Source organism: Nocardia carnea, from assembly GCF_029868855.1.
GTDB classification, from domain to species: Bacteria; Actinomycetota; Actinomycetes; order Mycobacteriales; family Mycobacteriaceae; genus Nocardia; species Nocardia carnea_A.
In genome coordinates, this window is sequence record NZ_JARWOV010000111.1 from 1 (window position 1) to 18,608 (window position 18,608).

10 protein-coding genes and 1 pseudogene are annotated in these 18,608 nt (G+C 67.4%); all 11 read right to left on the reverse strand.

Going from position 1 to position 18,608, the window contains the following annotated elements:
• A partial coding sequence (locus QH195_RS10555) for an acyl-CoA dehydrogenase family protein (RefSeq protein WP_280435202.1) occupies positions 1–762 on the reverse strand: 762 nt, incomplete at its 3' end.
• Complete coding sequence (locus tag QH195_RS10560; RefSeq protein ID WP_280425180.1) at positions 759–1,007, reverse strand: acyl carrier protein; 249 nt, start codon at positions 1,005–1,007, stop codon at positions 759–761. The genes QH195_RS10555 and QH195_RS10560, both read right to left, overlap by 4 nt.
• A 170-nt stretch (positions 1,008–1,177) precedes the next feature.
• A complete protein-coding gene (locus QH195_RS10565) occupies positions 1,178–2,491 on the reverse strand; it encodes a lysine N(6)-hydroxylase/L-ornithine N(5)-oxygenase family protein (RefSeq protein WP_280425179.1) in 1,314 nt (437 codons plus the stop codon).
• On the reverse strand, positions 2,484–4,025 hold the full coding sequence (locus tag QH195_RS10570) for a pyridoxal phosphate-dependent decarboxylase family protein (RefSeq protein ID WP_280435203.1): 1,542 nt from the start codon (positions 4,023–4,025) through the stop codon (positions 2,484–2,486). Before QH195_RS10570 ends, QH195_RS10565 begins: the two co-directional genes overlap by 8 nt.
• 92 nt (positions 4,026–4,117) lie before the next feature.
• A complete protein-coding gene (locus tag QH195_RS10575; protein ID WP_280435204.1) occupies positions 4,118–5,590 on the reverse strand; it encodes a condensation domain-containing protein in 1,473 nt (490 codons plus the stop codon).
• Positions 5,587–7,935: a penicillin acylase family protein gene (locus QH195_RS10580; RefSeq protein WP_280435205.1), complete on the reverse strand. Its 2,349-nt coding sequence runs from the start codon at positions 7,933–7,935 to the stop codon at positions 5,587–5,589. Before QH195_RS10580 ends, QH195_RS10575 begins: the two co-directional genes overlap by 4 nt.
• The gene (locus QH195_RS10585) at positions 7,932–9,764 is read right to left on the reverse strand and encodes an IucA/IucC family protein (protein ID WP_280435206.1); all 1,833 of its coding nucleotides are present in this window, start codon (positions 9,762–9,764) and stop codon (positions 7,932–7,934) included. The genes QH195_RS10580 and QH195_RS10585 overlap by 4 nt, the downstream gene beginning before the upstream one ends.
• Positions 9,761–10,306, reverse strand: coding sequence for a GNAT family N-acetyltransferase (locus QH195_RS35205; RefSeq protein WP_432278469.1), 546 nt, complete (start codon positions 10,304–10,306; stop codon positions 9,761–9,763). The genes QH195_RS10585 and QH195_RS35205 overlap by 4 nt, the downstream gene beginning before the upstream one ends.
• Before the next feature lie 51 nt (positions 10,307–10,357).
• Positions 10,358–13,765 (reverse strand): annotated as a pseudogene (locus QH195_RS10590) (amino acid adenylation domain-containing protein); the annotation flags it as partial.
• 271 nt (positions 13,766–14,036) lie between these two features.
• Positions 14,037–15,791, reverse strand: coding sequence for an ABC transporter ATP-binding protein (locus tag QH195_RS10595; RefSeq protein ID WP_280435208.1), 1,755 nt, complete (start codon positions 15,789–15,791; stop codon positions 14,037–14,039).
• Positions 15,788–18,475 (reverse strand): ABC transporter ATP-binding protein/permease, encoded by a 2,688-nt coding sequence (locus tag QH195_RS10600; RefSeq protein ID WP_280435209.1) that lies wholly within the window; start codon positions 18,473–18,475, stop codon positions 15,788–15,790. Before QH195_RS10600 ends, QH195_RS10595 begins: the two co-directional genes overlap by 4 nt.
• Positions 18,476–18,608 lie beyond the last annotated feature (133 nt).

Below are 18,608 nucleotides of genomic sequence, written 5' to 3' on the forward strand. Positions count from 1 at the left end.
CCCGAGCAGGCGCGCGCTGGCCGGGGCTATCTGCCCGGCCACCGTGTAGCGCTCGGGGGCCAGCCCCCAGCTTAAACCCGCCGGGCGGGTGCGGGGCCGCGCGATGCGCGCGTCCTCCGGGATCCAGGTGTCGATGCTCACCGCGGCGGTGTCCAGGGGACCGGCACCGAGCTTTCGGTAGGGCTCGCCGACCTGCACCTGTGATACCGGCACCACGGCCAGCGCGACATTGCCCGATTCGGTGGCCGGTTCGTCGCCGAGGCTGCGCCCGACGACGAACATGTAATCGGCGATCGGCGAGAGCGAAACGAACTTCTTGTGCCCGACGACCCGGTAGCCGCCGCTCTCCGGCTCGATCCGGGTCCGGGCGTTCTGCAGGTCCGAGCCGCCGGATTCCTCCGACGCCGCGATGCACAGCACTTTCTCGACCACGATCGCCTCCTCGGCGAGTTGCCGCAGGAAATCGGTGCGCCCGAATCGGCGGAGCACGGCGATCGCCGAATCGTGCAGGCTCACTCCGACGCCGATGGCCGCCGAACCGAGCGCGCCGAGCTCGCGGGCCAGCGCGAAATGGTCGCCGAGGTCGGTGACCTTGCGGTCGTTCCATTTCCGGGCGAACACGCCCTGGGCACCGAGATGGTCGAGCAGGACCCGCGGGAACTTGTTGTCCTGTTCGGCCTGTTCGGTCCACTCGACCACCTGGGCGTCGAAGGCGCGGGCGAGCAGATCGGAATACGAGCCGGCGGGCGCGGCGACGGTCATGCGGATGCGCCGGACTTGGCGCGGATCAGGTCCTCCAGATCACCGACCGACGCGGCCTCGGCCATCTCCCGCTCGGTGAGTTTGACGCCCAGGCGCTCTTCGATGGCTACGACGCCGATGGCGAAGGCGACCGAGTCGATACCGAGGTCCTCGACCAGGAGCGATTCCCGGTCGAGGTCGGTGAGCGACAGGTCGAGATCTTCTTCCAGAATGCTGTGCAGCACGTCGCGAATTCGGTCGGACATCTAGAAACTCCTCATTGAATATTCGGATCCGCCGGCGCGGGGCCGGCGTTGTCCCTCTGGTGAGACCGGAGGGACGCCACTGGTGGTGAGCGTCCGGCGAACCGGCACGGCGACCGTGCACGGCCTCGGACGCACAGGGCGAGGCATAGCTGACAAAGGGTGCCGGCCCCCTATTCGACGACCTCCTCGCCGGTGACCCCGAAGCTGGTGAACGCGGTATTCCGCGGAATGCGATAGACCTCGCGCCCGGTCACGGTGTTGAGGATCTTGGCGTTGCGCACAGCACCGATGTCCAGGTTCGGCGCGGAGACACCGTGGCTGTGTTCCTCGGCATTGGCCACGAACAACCGGCCCCGCAGCGCGTCGTCGGCGCTCACCGCATGGTTGTTCTCGACCACCAGACGGCCGCGCGAATCACGTCGCAGGTGCTCTTCCACCGGACCGAGGAAGTCGGTCCTGCGGGGCCGGTAACCGGTGGCCGCGATAACCAGGTCGGTGGTGTGTGCGATCTTCAGTCCGGTGTCCCGGTGCTCGCCCCGGACCCGGAGGCGGCCGTCGGGCAGCGTATCGAGTCCCTCGACCGCGACACCGTTACGCAGCTCCACCGGCTGCGGCTTCTCCAGCAACTGACGTCGGTAGAGCAGATCGTGCAGGCGTTCCAAGGTATCGGTGGAGACGCCCTTGTGGAACTGCCAGTGCCCGGCCCGCACTCGATCGCGGGTGGCCTCCGGCAGGCTGTGGAAGTAGTCCATGTACGCCGGCGTGGTCATTTCCAAGGACAGCTTGGTGAAATCCAATGGCGCGAACCACGGGGTGCGGGTCCACCAGCGCACAGCCGGACCGCCGCGAAGATTCTCTTCCAGCAGGTCGATGACGATTTCTGCGCCGGACTGACCGGAGCCGATCACGGTCACGGCCGCCGCGCAATGAGCGGTGTCGCGGTGGTACAGGTAGTGCGCGCTGTGTACCACCGCGGAGGATTCGGTCGAAAGCGGCTGCGGGATGGACGGTTCGGTTCCCACACCGACTACCACATGCTCTGCGTACAGCATCGAGGTGGTGCCGCGACCGGACAGCGACACCTCGAAGTGCCCGCGGTCGCCGTCCCAGCGCACTGCGTCCACGGTGGTACCGAACCGCAGCGAGTCCAGCTTCCCGGCTGCCCACAGCAGGTACGCCTCGTACTCGCGGCGGGTCGGGAACCAGTCCTCACGCACCAGGAACGGGTACAGGCGGTCGACGTCGGCCAGATAGGCCAGGAACGACAGCGGGTGCGTCGGATCGACCAGGGAGACCAGATCGGACAGGAAACTGACCTGTAGTTTCGCCTCGTCGAAGAGGAGGCCGGGATGCCAGCGGAATTCCTCGGCGGAGTCGACCACGAGGATGTCGAGGCCGTCGACCGTCGAGGCCATGGCCGCCAACGACAGGTTGAACGGCCCGCAGCCGATACCCAGTACGTCGACTTTCCGGATATCACTCATGGATCTTCACCATCTCGTCGTGATCGCGACGCAGACCTTCGGACTCCACTTCCAGCCCGATACGCAGCAGTTCGTCGAACAGGGCATCGATATCCTGCTCGGTGGTTTCCGGGTTGAGCAGGGTGAGCTTCACACAGGTCCGCGGCTCGCCCTCGCCGTGGACGGATACTCGGGTACGGCCGATGAGCGCCTTACCGGTACTGATCAGGCGACGGCGCAGTTCCCCGTTCACCTGGTCGAGGTCGAGATCCTCGCAGCGGTAGCGGAACACGACCGTGGTCATGGTGACGGGTGCGACGAGCTCGAGCTGCGGTTCGGTCACGATACGACGCTCGGCATGGCGGGCGAGATCGTGGCAGGTGTCGAGCATCGCGCCCAGTCCGCTGCGGCCGTAGGCGAGAAAGGTGGCCAGGACCTTGAGCACATCGGGGCGGCGCGTGGTCTGCAAGGTCTGGCCGAGCAGACCGCCGAAGCCGGCCTCGATATCGTCGTCCGGGTTGAGGTAGGCCACCGACCGGTTCAGCGCGGAGAATCGCTGCTGATCGGCCAGCAGCAGCACACTGGCGGCGGCCGGTTGCCAGCCGACCTTGTGCAGGTCCAGTGTCACCGAGTCGGCCCGTTCGAGGCCGGTGAGCAGCCCGGCGAGCTTATCGGAGAACAACGTGCCGAAACCGTATGCGGCATCGACGTGCAGCCAGACGTCGTGGCGCGCCGCGATACGGGCGATCTCCGGCAACGGATCGACGGAACCGAAGTCGGTGGTCCCTGCCGTGGCCACGATCGCAACCGGGGTGTGACTCTCGGCGAGCCCGGTGAGCAACTCGTCGAGGGCCTCCGGGATCATCCGGTGCGCGGAATCGACCGGAACGCCGATCGCTGCACTCTCGCCGAGACCGAGTGCCGCGCACGCGCGGTGCACGGAGAAATGCGCGATCTGCGAACACAGCACCACCGGGCGGGGCAAACCGCTCACGCCGTTGCTGCGGGTATCGATGCCGAGCCGGGCGGCGCTGTAGTCGCGAGCGATCAGCAGCGCGAGCAGGTTCGAGTAGGAGCCACCGGGGCCGAAGACGCCACCGGACCTTTCGGTGAAACCGGCCAGCTTGGCGAGTGCGCTGACGGTCCATTTCTCGATGGCCAGCGTTGCCGGTCCCGAATCGTAGGTATCCAGCGAGGCGTTGGTGGCACTGGCCAGCGCATCGGCGATCACCGCCACCCGCAGCGAGGGCGGCTGCAGGTGTGCCGCCGCATGCCGGTGGGTGAGGTCCAGGCCGTAGGCGGCGATCAGTTCGGCCACCCGGTTCAGCGCCGCGTCCTCCCCCGCCCCGTGGTGCGGAACCTGCTCCGGGCCCAGCTGCTCGGCCACGGCGTGGAGCACGGCAGCCGGATCTCCCCACGGCAGCGGTGCGCCGTGATGCCGGGATTCGACCGGACCGGCCAATTGCGCGAGGCCGTGGCCGATTGCCGTCCACCCATCTCCCGGCGTGGCGAACTTGGATCTCTGTCTTCGTGGGAATGCGATTTTCTCTGACACGGGTAGCCCATCGACTCGGATATGGATAGCGACTGCGTTCGTCTTCCGTCCGTCCCCACGCGGCGCGGCGAAGCGGTTTTCGACTGTGTGATCTAGGTGGTTGCGGCGGTGGTTTCGCGGACGGTCCGAACGAGTTCGTTCAGCGGGCGGTCCAACGCATGTGGAATAGCTGCGACGATCGCGGAGACCACAACGCCCGCACTGCGGGCGAGATCGGGGCCGACCGCATCCGGCTGGTAATCGACCTCCAGGTGGACGCGTTCGTCGGCGCCGCGTTCGAAGGCCAGCGTGAGCGGATAGTTGCCGACGCCGTGGAATACGGATTCGTAGTTCACCGGGCCGCGATCCGGCACCGGGATGCCGCGCAGTGGCGCGTTCCGCACGGACGCCATGATCTCGGCGACAGGGAAGCGCCCGCCCGCGGTGCGCAGTGCGGTGAGCACGGTGCCGTAGTCGACAGTGGCGAACTCCATCGCCCGGTACACCACCGAAACCGCCGCGCGCAGTGAATCACGCACGCTCGCTGCCGGGTCGAAGCGGAAGCGCATCGGGACGATGTTGCCGCTGTAACCGACCCGGTCGGGGCCGTCATCGGGGTCACGGTTGTCGGCGGGCACGAGCAGGACGTGGTCGGCGGCGCCGGTGAGCGCGTACACGCTCACGGCGCATACTCCGATGAGAAGTGCGTTGAGGGTGGCGCCGGCTTCGCGGGCGACACCGTCCAACGCCTCGATGCCCGCGGGCTCGATCGGTGTTCCGAGGCGGATACCGGCGGCATCGACGAGCGGTGCGAGCCAGCTCTGCTCGGCGCTGTCACCGGGCAACTCACCCGACAGCGGGTACCGGACGTCGGCGGCCGCCCAGGTGTCCTGGGCGTGCCGCAGTGCCCGGTCGATCTCGTCGGGACTCGCGACCGTCGCAGGGCGGGCCGGCCGGCCGGTGACGGCGGGCCAGGAACCGGAGACCAGCGTACCCAGCAGCAATGGCCAGGAGGTGTCGTCCACAGCGAGGTGATGGACGACCAGCGCCACCGTGACCGCACCGTCGGCATCCGCGAAGATCCGCGCCCGCAACGGCGGCTCCCTGGTCAGGTCGAACGGCGCCTGCGCCAATGCTTCGGCCGCCGCTCGGATCTGCTCGCGGCCGATCGGTGTGCCTGTAGCGGTGAGTGCGGCGTGCGGTGGCAGTGTGCCCCATTCCCAGACGGCGCCGGGCTCGGCCCAGCGGCCGGTGTGCTCGATGGCCTCCCGGCGCGGATCGCCCGCTGCCCCGGTGACGATCACCGAGCTGAGCACCGCCGCATTACGCACCATGACCTCGAACGCGGCGATCACCGAGCCGATCGTATGGGAGCCGGTGAAATCCAGGATGAGGCCGATATTGTGGGATATCGAATCCGGGTCGAGCTGGTAGATCTTCCACATCCGGCGTTCGGCGACGGCGAGACCGCCGGTGGAAACCGTCTCGGCGGTCGCGGGGCTCGCCGCCGGACCGGCGCCGGCTCCCGCGACAGCCAGGCGCCGGCGCAGGACTTCCAGTCGCGCGTCGGTCAGTAGGTTCGTCATATTTCTTCCTGCTTCGGGGACTGCTCAGCTGTTGCGGGCACTGCGTGTGCGAGCCGCAACGTCCCGGCGATCCGGGTGAATTCGTCGCGCCGCACCGCGGTTGCCCGCAGCGTCGTCCAGTCGCTGACGATGTCGATCAGCTCGCCCTGTGCCCAGAGCGGCGCCTGATCCTCGAACCAGGCGGAACGTGGATCGCCGCTCACGCCCAGCGGCACGATCCACCGGCTCGCGTCACGGTCGGCCAGGTCCCATGCATAGCGAGCGGCCGATCCGACGCCGCAGGCATGGGAGAAGCCCACCGCACTGCCATTGGCCATGACGCACTCAGCATCCCCGCCCAGCGGTTGTGGTCGCGGGCGGAGCTGCCGTGCGACCTCGGGGTGCTTCGGTGTCGCGCCGACGAGGTCCCACCCGTGGATCGGAGCGAGTACATGCACACTCCCCCACGTCGGAAGCTGCGCTTCGGCGCCGGCAGCTTCCGCGACCGTTTCGAGTGCGCCGGTGACCAGCCGGGTGATATCCACGCCCAGCACCCCGGCACCGGCGACCACCGATTCCAGTGCGGCCGCGATCCGGGTCTGCGCCACGAACCACGGGGTGAAGGTGGCGCCGAAACCGTGCGGCGCGGCGAGCCCGGACAGCGCGGGGTCCGCGGCGATCGCCCGGACCAGGTGAGCTCGCACTTCGGCGAACAGATACGCCTCGGTACTGGCGGCGTGCATCCGGCGGTCCCATTCCAGCAGCCGTCCACGCAACCGGTCGGCGCCCGCACTCAGCCCGGTCAGCGGCGGTAGCAGGCGCAACAATGCGTCGGCCGCACCGTTGTGCACATCGGCATGGACGCGTTCGCAATCGGCCACCGTCATGGCCGGTGCGTCCGCGAGGAGAGCATCGATGCGGTCGGCTCGATGTGGCGGCACGGTCTCGGTGGTGGTCGGCTGCAGCGGAATCGTCTCCGGGATGCGCTGGTTGGCGATCACCGAATAGCCGGGCACGAGGGCATCGAACTGCTCGTCGCGTACCGACTCGGTGACGTATCCACGCCACTGGTAGCGCTCGTCCCAGCCGGGCACCGGCAGCCAGTAGTTCTCCGGGGCCCGCCGTGGGAACTTTCCGGTGACGTGGTGGGTGAGCCGCCCGGCGGCGTCGGCGACGACGATCCGGTTGACGGGCTCGACCCACCGGGTGAGGGCTCGTTCCACATCGGCGGTGTTCTCGGCGAACAGCACATCCAGTGCGGCGTCGAAAGTAGTCCCGGGGTCGGTGAGCATGGGCGTGCGCAGGCTCACCGCGAACGAGGCGTCCGGACCGCCGAATACGACCGCGCCGTTCCCCGTGGTGATGATCTCGATCTCGACCGGGTCGCCGTCACGCACGAGAATCCGCTCGGTTCTGGTCTCGGCCGGGCGGCGGCCGGTGGCGGTGTCCGCGAGCACGTCGGTCTCGGCCCGGGTGAGGCGTTCGATATAGAGATCCTGGTAGTCGGCCATCCCATTGGTGATGCCCCAGGCCACGGTGCCCGCGTGGGCGAAATGCGGCGTACCGGGTACCCCGGCGAAGGCGAAGCCGACAATGTCGAATTCCGGTGCCGCCAAATGGAACTGCTGGTAGATACCGGGCAGTTCCAGGAACCTGTGCGGGTCGCCGGCGATCACCGGCGCCCCGGTCGCGGTGCGGGCACCGGCGACGCCCCAGGCATTGCTACCGGACAGGGCATCGCCGAACGACCGTGTCGCCGAGGCGCTCCGCTCGGGCCCGGCGGGGATATTCGCCAGCAGTTCGGTGAGGAACGCGTCGTCCGGATACTCGGGCACGGTGTCTCCGGCCGGATCCACGCCCTCGCAATCGAACAGGGTCAATGCGTCGCGGCCGAGTGCGCGCACCGCGTGCAATCGCCACAGCTTGGTGAGAAAACGGCCGAACAGGATGTGGTGCATGAGGAATACCGCGATCGGTGTCCACGGCTGCCAGGGCGCCGGACGATGCGCGAGTTCGGTCAGCTCCGGGGTATCGGCCGTATCGAGAGTGCTGTTGACGCCATCGGCATAGGCCGCGAGAAGGGAGCGGCTACGCGCCGAGGAGGCCTGGTAGATCCGGCGGGCGGCACGTTCCATTCCGGAGCGGCGGGCAAACGCGTCCCATTCGACGGTGTCGGCACCGAAAACCTCGGCGGTGCGTCCTTCGGCGCGCAGCCGCAGGAATTCGATCTGCCAGGCGCGGTCGATACCGCACGCATATCCCTGACCGAACAGTGCGGCCTCGGCCGAATCCGCGGTGATATGCGGGATACCCCGTGGGTCCCGGATGATTTCCAGAGGGGGTCTGCCGTTGTCTGCGGTGCTCACGCGGCATGCACCTCCGCACCGGAGGCCGCCGCGGCCGCGGAACGATGCCCGGCGATGGGATTCACCAGCGCATGCTCGTTGTCCACCAGCGTCGAGTACGAGTCGCCGAGGTTCACCATGCGTCTGTTGTTCGACAGTTGCAGGCGATTCATATGAATGGCCGGGAAGCTGGGCGCGAACAGATCCCATTTTTCGAAGCGATCGGCCAGATCCGGATGCCGGGCCTGGAATTCGGCGACGCTGTGCGCGACGGTGGCCCAGAACTCGCCGTCGGTGACCAGCCCGCTCTCGTGCAGCAGCAATGCGAGGTGGCGCAGGAAATCGTCGAACACATCCGAGAGCACACCCAGATTGCGGATTTCGTCGGCTTCCTCGGTCACCGCCCGACGGCAGGTCTCCGGAATATCGCCGGGGGCATCGAATATGCAGATCTCCTCACCGATGTCCTTGAGGATTGCGCGCACCGGTACCCCGCCGTCGAGTACGAGGATCAGGTTCTCGCCGTGCGGAGAGAACTTGAACTCGTAGCGATAGAGGAGATAGATGATCGGGTGCAGATAGGCCCGCAGATATCGGGCCAGCCACTCCTGCGCGGCAATACCCGATTTCCGGATGAACGCGCCGACCAGCGGGATACCGTCGTGGTCGATATGCAGCAGTGCTGCCATGGTGGTCAGCTGCTCGTGTTCGGCGACGCGGGCGATGGGACTTTCCCGCCACAGCGCGCTCAGCAGCTTGCGGTACTCCGAACCCGGCCGGGTGATCGCGGTGAACGTGGTGTTGCGATAGCCGATGGCGGCGACCTCGTAGATCATCTCGAAACCGATCGAGCCCAGATAAGGGTCGCCGTGTACCCGACTGCGGACCCAGTCGTTGATCAGCGGGGTGGTGCGCATGTAGTCGGCGGACATACCTCGGGTGAAACCCATATTGACGATCGACAGCGCCGTTTTCACGTAGTGGCGCGTCGGAACCGACACATTGAACACGGTCCGGATGGACTGCTGCGGCTGGTACTGATCCGGTCCCGCGCCCAGCGGCACGATCCGGCCTTCCGCGATATCGACCGCGTAGATCCGTGCGATCTTCTCCACCCACTGCCACGGATGTACCGGCATGTAGTAATAGGAGGCCGGGTCGAGCCCTTGCCCGGTGAGCACTCGATCGAATCGGGCCAGGGTGTCCGCACCGAGTTCATCGCGCACCAGGCTGTCGTAGTCGATACCCGACATCGCGGCGAAATCGGTGTTCGCCCGCAGCACCGCGACCCAGGCCAGCGCGAAACGACCGCCCGACTCCGGTGCGTACCGCTCGATATCGTCGGCGCTGAATCCGAGCCGGCCCGCATTCGCGACAAGGCACGGATGACCCTCGGTCATCGTCTTTTCGATGGTCTGGAAATCCGCGACCGCCAGGTCTGCCGCCGGGATACGCCGCGAATCGGGCCGATTCATACTGATCGACGCGGTGTTGGTGAGCTCCTCGAGGTATTCCGGGAGAGCGTCGATCGGGATGCCGAGGCTGCCGCTCAGATCGACGATCAGGTCGATCGAGTCGACAGGCAGTTGCTCGCCGTTACGGATTCGCCGCAGCGATGCCGCGTCGATACACCAGCTGTCGAGTGACAGAACCTCGGCGCGGAACCGATATTCGGTCTCGTGATCGTCGGAATGGACCACATACTCGCCCGGAGACAACTCGGCGGGCCGCACGAACCGTTCATGACAGAACTCGGCCAGTATCTTCCTGGCGAGCCGGGTGTTGTACACCTGTCGGTACGAGTAAGCAGGAGCAGGCGCCTCGACGGCACCCCGGACATCGATACTCACAACTCGACCTCTCCGGCCACCAGGGTGCGGCCGTTATCGGTCACCCGGGCGAAATCGTCTCGGGTGCAGTAGCTGAGCCGGGCGGTCTTACCGGAGACCTCGATATCGCCGGCCACCCGGAAACCGACGGCGGCATTGAGCCGCTGCACATCGGTGTTGCGCACATCCGGTTCGACCACCACACGACGGGCACCGGCCTCGAAGAAGGCGGTGCGCATGATGTGCAGCATGACCGCGCCGGTGAAACCGGGCAGGCGACGCTCGCTGCTGGAGACCAGCAGATGCATGCCGATATCGCCGGGTTCGTACACATAGCCGGTACCCGGCTGGGCCAGATCGCTGGTCAGCGGGTTGTACAACTCGAAGAGGAACTGGCGTTCACCTTCGAAATACCCGATGCGCATGCCGAAGCGCGGATCCGGATCGGCGCCGGCGTCGCGGATCAGCTTCTCCACATCGGCGAGTGAGCTGTTCAGCATGTCCCAGTAGTGGGACTTGGGGTGGTTGAGCCAGCGGTGCACGGATTCCAGATCGCGGTCCACATCGATTCTGCGGGATTGGAAGTGATAGGTCGTAGCGCCGTCACCGGCCTCGGCCCGGACCTGCTCGTCGGACAGGCGCGCCACCTCGAGGAAGATCTCGGCGACCTGCGCGGTCCGCGTGCCTTCCAGTTCGACCAGTCGTTCGGCCAGCGCCGCCAGGGTGCGACGCCGGAAGATATCGGACACCGTCAGGCGCGGCACGTCCAGCCACTGGCGAACCTGTGCAACGAACGCCGTGGCCAGCACGGAATCACCACCGAGAGCGATGAAATCGTCGGTGACCCCGATCGGGCGGGTACTCAGCAACTCGCCGAGCACGGTGACCAGCGCGGTCTCCAGCGGGGTACGGGGAGCAACCGATTCCCCCCGATCGGCGGCCGTGACCAGGGTGCCGATCGCGGCGCGATCGTATTTGCCGTTCGAGGTCAACGGCAGCTCGTCGAGCACGGTTACGGTCCGCGGAATCATATGCGCGGGCAGCACCTCGGCGAGTGCTTCGCGGATCGCCGTTCCGTCCGGGCTGCCGGCCGTCACCGCCGCGCGCAGTTCGTTTCCGTCCGACCAGGCCACCGCGGCGGTGACGGCATCCAGCGTCAGCAGTCCGGCCTCGACCTCGCCGAGTTCCACTCGATAGCCGCGGATCTTGACCATATGGTCGGCACGGCCGAGGAAGTCGAGGAAGCCGCCGGGCAGGTAGCGCACCATATCTCCGGTGCGGTACCAGCGGATGCCGTCGTATTCCACGAACCTGTCGGCGGTGCGCTCCGGGTCGCCCCGGTAACCGTCGGCCACGCCCGCACCACCGATCCACAACTCGCCGGGGACGAGATCGGGCCGGTCCCGGCCGGTCCCATCGACCGACCGGCAGCGCACACCGTCCAGCGGGACCCCGTAGGGCACGAAAGCCGCGCCCGCGGGCACATCCCGTGCCTCGCAGATGGTCGAGTGGATCGCGGTCTCGGTGGTGCCGCCGAGACCGGCGACCCGGCAGGTCGGTAGCTGCTGCGCGACCCGGTCGAGCAGGGCGACGGCGACCTTGTCGCCGCCCATGATGATCGCCCGCAGCGACGCGGGCAGGGGCGCCAGGTCCAACAGCATGCCCAGGATCGACGGCACACAGTTGAGCACGGTGACCGCGCGGTCCCGCAGCAGCCGGGACCATTCGTCGACCTTGGTGTCCTCGTCGGCCCCCGGGACCACCACGGCGCCGCCGACGGCGAGCAAACCGAAGATGTCGAAGACGGAGAGATCGAATTCCAGCGACGAGACCAGCAGGCTGCGGTCCTCGGGACCGAGACCGTATCGCCCGGTCAGGTCGGTGAGGGTGGCGACCGCGGCGCGATGAGGTACCTCGACCCCCTTGGGCTGTCCGGTCGAGCCCGAGGTGAACAGGATGTAGGCGAGTGCATCCGGCGAGACCGGCACCGGCTCGGCGGCCGTGGCGGTACGCGCGGTCGCCAGGGCGAGAACGCGGTTCGGCGAATCAGCCCAGCGCGCAGGCCGATCGGTGAGCACGGCGGCCGGAGTCGCGACCGCCGCGATCCGCTCTCGGCGCACCCGCGGCTGCGTGGGCGCCATCGGCACATAGGTGGCACCGGCGGTCAGCACACCGAGCGCCGCGAGGATCTGGTCACCGCCCTTCGGCAGGTCGACGATCACGGTGTCGCCGGCGCGCACGCCCGCGGCGTGCAGGGCGCCCGCAATGCGTCGAGCCTCGGCGGCGGCTTCTGCGTGCGTCCATGTCCGGGCGTCGGTGATGATGGCGGGTGCATCCCCGCGGTGGTCGGCCGCGGCCAGGAAGTGCCCGTGCAGAGTCCCGTCGAAGAACTCGGTCGCGGGCAGTGGTCGCTCGGCCCTTCGCCGTTGCGCCCGAACCTCGTCCGGCACCGGATCGGGCGCGGCGCCGTCCCACTCCCCCGCGATCAGCAGGTCCAGCAGGCGCACATAGTAGGCGAACATCTTCTGCGCGGTCCGCAGGTCGAGATCGGAAGCGCGCACGTCCCAGTTCAGCAGCAGTCCGCCCGAGACCTCGGTGATCTGGGCGTCCAGCAGCACTTGCGGGCCCTGGGAGACGATCCAGGAGGGCTCGCCGAGTACTTCGGTGACGGCTTGCGAGAAGAGTTCGCCGAGACCCAGCGCACTGGTGAAAACCACCGGCGACACCACCGGTTCGCCGCGTCGGCGGCTGAGTTCGCGCAATACGTCCAGGCCGCCGAAACTGCCGTGCGCGGCGGCCTCGTGCATCGCGGCACGCATCTGCCCGGCCCGCTCGGCCAGGGACGCGGGGGCGCGCAGATCGGCATCGACCACGAGCGAGGAAGTGAAGTCGCCGACCACCTTGTCGACATCGGCGTGCGCCATGTCCCGGTCGAACAGCGGGACGGTGAGCAGGAAGCGCGGGGTAGCCGAGTACGCGCCGACGGCCTCCGCGAAAACGGCCGCCACCGCGGCCGCGGGTGTCACGCCACGGCGATGCGCGTGTTCCTCCAGGCGGCGCCGGTCGTCGGCATCGATGGTGTGATGCAGCCGCACGGTGGCGGGGTCACGGTCGGTCCGGTCCGCGTTCACCGGTAGTTCCGGGGGGCCCGGCAGATCGGCGATCTTCCGCTGCCACCAGGCGATATCCTCGGCGCGGGCGGTACGGGCAGCGCGCTGCGCCGACAGCTCCGGGAAGGTCACGCCCAGCTCCGGCAGTTCCTCGCCCCGGTAGAGACGGGCCAGATCGTCGACGAGCACCCGGTAGCTCATGGCATCGGCGGCGATCATGTCCACATCCAGGTGCACCCGCGAACCGCCGTCTGGGAGCCGGGTCAGTTCGACGCGCAGCACCTCGCCGTCCTCGATCGCCAGCGCGCGGTGCGTACCCTCGCTCCGGCGGCGTTCCAGGATCCCGGCGGCGTTCTGCGGAGTTTCCGACCGCAGATCGTGTACCGCAACAACATCCGCGGACTGGCCGATGATCTGCCGCCCGTCGGGCAGCACCCGCAGCCGCAGCATGGGATGACGCGCCACCAATGCTGCCGCGGCCGTCCGGAAACGTCCGGGATCGAGCTCGCGGCCATCGAACTCCACGTAGAGGTGTGCGGCCACACCACCGTAGGCGAGGCCGTGGGAGCGACCTATCCAATACGCGTGCTGCATCGGCGCCAAGGGGAAGGGCTGCTCGATATCGATTTCGACGGCGGGATCGTGGGCAGAGCCGCGCTGATCCGGATCGTCGCCGGATCGCAAGAGCTCCGACCACGCACCGATCGTCGGCGCTGCGGCGAGCCGGGCGAAGTCGATATCCAGTCCCCGCTTACGCCACTGGCCGGCCAGGCGCATCATGCGCAGCGAGTCCAGACCCTGGGCGATCAGGTCGGTGTCCAGCTCGAGAGACTCCGGTGAAATATCCAGGATCGCTCCCACTTCTGCCCGGATATCGATATCCGCACCCGTCTCGGGACGAGCAACCACCATGGGAACGCCTCTCAAAGATCAACAACTTGCAAATTAGCTTACCCTAATAATTTAGGACAGGCTAACCTATCTTTGAAAGAGCTGGGTGTTGCGTGAAAACCGCTGCGCCGCAGCGCAACAACGGCCTCACATGCGACAAGGCAATTAGAATGAAGTGCAGCCTAACCTAATTTCTACTTCGGCGCGGTCGCTCACTGCTACCCTCGCGCCGAACAGAACGGGGCACCCGCCTACCGACGGATGCCCCGCCCGATGAAGACAGATCCTGCGGTCAGCGCGAGCCCACCGTCGCGGGGTCTGCACTGATCCGCCACCCGGCAGCCTCGTGTTGCTGCGCCCAGAACTCGGCGAAACGACCATTGGCAGCGCGCAATTCCTCGACTGTGCCGTCCTCGGCGATCCGGCCCTCATCCAGGAACAGCACCCGGTCCGCGCCCGCGATGGTGGCGAGCCGATGCGTCACCACCACACGCGTCCGCTGCTGCGGGTCGCCGGTGATGGCGGCCACCACCGCGGCCTCGTTCTCCGCGTCGAGCGCACTGGTGCCCTCGTCCACGAGCAACACCGAAGACGGCTTCAGCAGTGCCCGCGCAATCGACACCCGCTGACGTTCGCCGCCCGACAACGCGGCACCCGCCTCCCCGACCATGGTGTCCAGCCCGTCCGGCAGCCGCTTCGCGAACTCGTCGACCCGGGCCAGGCGCAACGCCTGCGCCAACCGTTCCGGATCGGTCTCCGGGACGCCCGCCAGGACGTTCTCCCGGATGGTGCCGGCGAACAGATACGGTTGCTGGAATACCATGCCGGCCACTGCCGGACGGTCCGCGGCATCGAGAGCACCGCGGTCCACACCGGCAACGGTGACGCTGCCGGACGTGGGCGCTTCCAAGCCCGATATCAGTGCGAGCAGTGTGCTCTTACCGGACCCCGACGGCCCGACCACCGCCGTCACCTTGCCGGCTTCGAATTCGATATCGAGATCATCCAGCACCGGTTCGGCGCCATACGCGAAGGACACAGTGCGCAACGCCACCGAGGCGGGCTCATCGGCGTCGTGCACCGCCGTGCGGTTTCGCTCCGGTTCGGGCACCTCTACGACGGTGCGGATATCGCGCAGTGCACCACGACTGGTTTCCAGCGCAGTCGCGAGATCACCGAACGCGGCGAACGGTTCCAGGAACCGCACGACCACCACGATCAGCGCGACGGCCTCGGGAATCCCGATGGTGCCCGACACCGCCAGCCATGCGACGGTTCCCGCCATCACCAGGAGGGCGATCTGGCCGGCCAGACCGAACAGCACCTGCCCCGGAATATTCAACAGCAGCAACCGGGTCGTCGCACCGTGCTGGGCGGACAGTGCCGCACCGGTCTCATTGCGTGCCGGCTCGACACGCCGCGCCGCACGCAACGCGGCCTGAGTGCGAGCGAACTCGAGAATGCGCTCGGTGAGCACGCTGTTGGCTTCCCTGGACACTGTGGTCGCCCGCCGGGTGAGCAGGTTGGTCAGCCAGAGCGAACCCAGCATCAACGGCAGTGCGAGTAGCGCGACCAGGCCCAGCTGCCACGCGACCGGCATCAGCGCGACGGCGATCGCGACCGGTAGCGCGACAGCTTGGAACAGCGGCGTCACCAGGTATCCCACCAGGCCCACGAGGTCCGGGCCGGTGGTGGCGATCGCGCGCCGTGTGATTGCCGAGTTGTCCTCGGTGAACCAGCGCAGCGGAATTCGCGCCACCTGCGCAGATACCGACCGCTGGGCATTGTCGAGTAGATGGAATCCCAGATCGAAACCGATCCGCGAGGTGATCGTGTCCACGATCCAGCCGGCGGCGACGACGAGGGTCGATACCCCCACCCACCGCCACGCATCGGCCGGGGTGTCCCCGAACAGTTCCGTGACCAGCGGCACCACCAGGACCACGGCGATCGCCCGCAGGATCACCGAAACGATCAGCAGACCGAGATATCCGGTGGTCCGGCTGCGCTGCTCGGCCGGCAGCAGGCTCATCATGGTGCGGATCATCGGGCGATCTCCTTCACATCGGCGCCGGCATTCCACAGCTGCCGGTAGCGGCCCTCGGCGGCGAGGAGTTCGGTGTGCGTCCCGGATTCGGCGATCCGGCCACCTTCCAGGACCACGATCCGATCGACTTCGGTGATCGTGCGCAGCCGGTGCGCGATAACCAGCACCGTCCGCCCGATGGTCAGCCGGTTGAGCGCCTGCTGAACGAGATACTCGGACTCCGGGTCGGCATACGCGGTCGCCTCGTCCAGCACCAGCACCTGGGTGTCGGCCAGCAGCGCCCGAGCAATGGTGAGCCGCTGCCGTTCACCGCCGGACATTGTGCTGTCGGCACCCAGCATCGTGTCGTATCCCCGCGGCAACCGCAGGATTCTGTCGTGGATCTGTGCGTCGCGCGCGGCACGCTCGATCGCGTCATCGGACGCATCCGGTACCGCCAGGGCGATATTCTCCCGCACCGTACCGCGTACCAGCTGGGTGTCCTGGAAAACGAAGCCGACCTGCGCGTACAGCTCATCCGGCGGCAGTGTCGCGATATCGCGGCCACCCACCCGGATCGCACCGGAACCCACGTCGTAGAAGCGGGCCAACAGTGCGGCCAGAGTGGACTTTCCGGCGCCGGAGGAACCGACGAGCGCGGTGACCGTGCCGGGTTCCAGCGTGAGCGAGATGTTCTCGACCACCGGCGCTCCCGGGCGATAGCCGAAGGTCACCTCGTCGAACACCACCCGGCCCGGCTCGTCTGCCGGACCCGCCGGCCCGGATCGCACCTCGAGCTCGTCGGTGTCCAAGACGACCTGGATCTTCTGCGCCGCCTCCCGGCCCTCCCGCAAGCCCATCATTCCGTAGCCGATGCCGAGCAGGCGCGAGCCGAATGTGGTGCCCAGGAACAGGAACGGCAACAGATCCACCGGATCCATGCCGTCCGCGACTATCAGCGCGGTTCCCGCCACCAGGATCAGCCACAGGAATGTGACCGGCCGGGTGATCAGGTCCATCGCCGACTTCTTGCCGACGAACGGCCGCTGCCAGCCGTCCAGGAACGCGATGTACTGATCCAGGCTCCGCCGGAACGGCGAAGCGGCCGAACCACCGAACACCCGGATCACCGGCTGGCCGTCCATATAGGAGGTCGCCTCGCGCTTCATCCGTTCGCTCCAGCGCTGCGCCTGCATCGTCTTCGGCCCCGATGTCGCCATCATCGTCATCATCGTGAATATGTAGGCCAGGATCGGTATCAGCAGCACCAGACCCATTCGCCAGTCCACGAAGAACAGGTAGACCAGCACTGCGAGAGGCGCCACCACCGCGGCCACCGCATCGACCACCGCATGCGTGATCAGATAGTGCAGCGACAGCGTGTCACCGTTGATCAGCTTGTCCACCTGGCCCGAACTGCGCGCGGTGAACCAGCCCAGCGGCAGCTTCGCCAGTTTGCCCAGCAACCGGCCGCGCAGATCACGACTGAACCGCGCGTCGACCGAATGCAGCCACAGTTGCAGCGCCGATTCCAGCAATGTGCCCAGACCGAACAGCCCGAGCGCCCACAGGCCGAGCCGCCACAGCGTGTCGCTTCCACTGCCCGCGAGCAGTTCCCACGCCAGTTCCACCAGCAGTACATAAGGCGCCAGTTGGATCAGCGTAACGAAGAATTGCAGGATCCCCGCCACGTACAGCTTCGGTTTGACGTCGGCGAACAAGCGGCTGCCCGCCTGGGAGCGCCATCTCCCGGTCCGGACGGATCGCGCGGGCTGCGCCGAGCCGTCCACGGCAACCTGCGCCGCCGGGACCGCACCGGGTGCCGATTCGACGCCGGCAGCCGCCGGCACCGCCTCTGCGGGCGCCTTCGACACGGCACTGTCCGAAGCATTGCCGAGGGCCGTACTCTCCGCTGTTCCGGCCGGGAGACCGGCGGCCGCCGCGGCACGTTCTTCGGCGCCGCGCTCTTTGCCCATCGCCCGGCCGTGCACCCAGTACGCCTGCGCGTACACATCGGTCTTGGGAAAACCGAATTCCTTCACCCGCGCCCGGAGGTGCTTGAGGGCCTTCGATTCCGGCCCCATCCAGGCGTACCAGTTCGACCAGTCCCGCACTTCCAGGGCTGCCGCCAGGGCCTCCTCCGAGGTCCGCGGGACCCAGTGCACCCGCGCCAGCGGGTGGTGGACCAGCGGGATCAGCAGATCGTCGTCGTGATGCTGTTCCAGGTAGACCTCGACGGCCACCTGATGCGGTACCGCCGCCAGGATCGTATTGATCGCCGGAACAGAGGCCGAGTCACCGATCAGCAGATAGCCGGCCGGTGGATCATCCGACACCGAGAATCCTCGCGACCCGAACGAGGTCACCTCGATGGTCTCACCGCCGGTGACGTTCACCGCCCACGCCGAGGCCGGCCCCGCGGGCTCGTGCAGGACGAAATCCACCGCGAACCGGCCGGGTGAATCCGGGTCGACTTCCGCGATCGTGTATCCGCGCTGGAACTCCGCGTCCGAACCCTTGTTGTCGGGAAACCACATCCGCAGCCACGCCGTCGGTTCGACATCGATATCCGCCAACAATGTCGGCGCATTCAGCCAGACCCGGCGCATCCGCGGTGTCAATTGCTCCGCACCCGAGACGGTGGCGGTGTGGTACTGAACGCCGAAGGCATTCAGTACCACACCTTGAAATCCTCTACGCGCCATTGCGGTGTGTGTCCTCCGATACCAGACTCGATGACCGTCGCGGTCACCGCCGAACAACACGGCGCACGAGTCGGGCGCACCGGCCGTACGCCGCCTTCCGTCTCCCGGCCGGGACACGTTCGACAACTTTGGT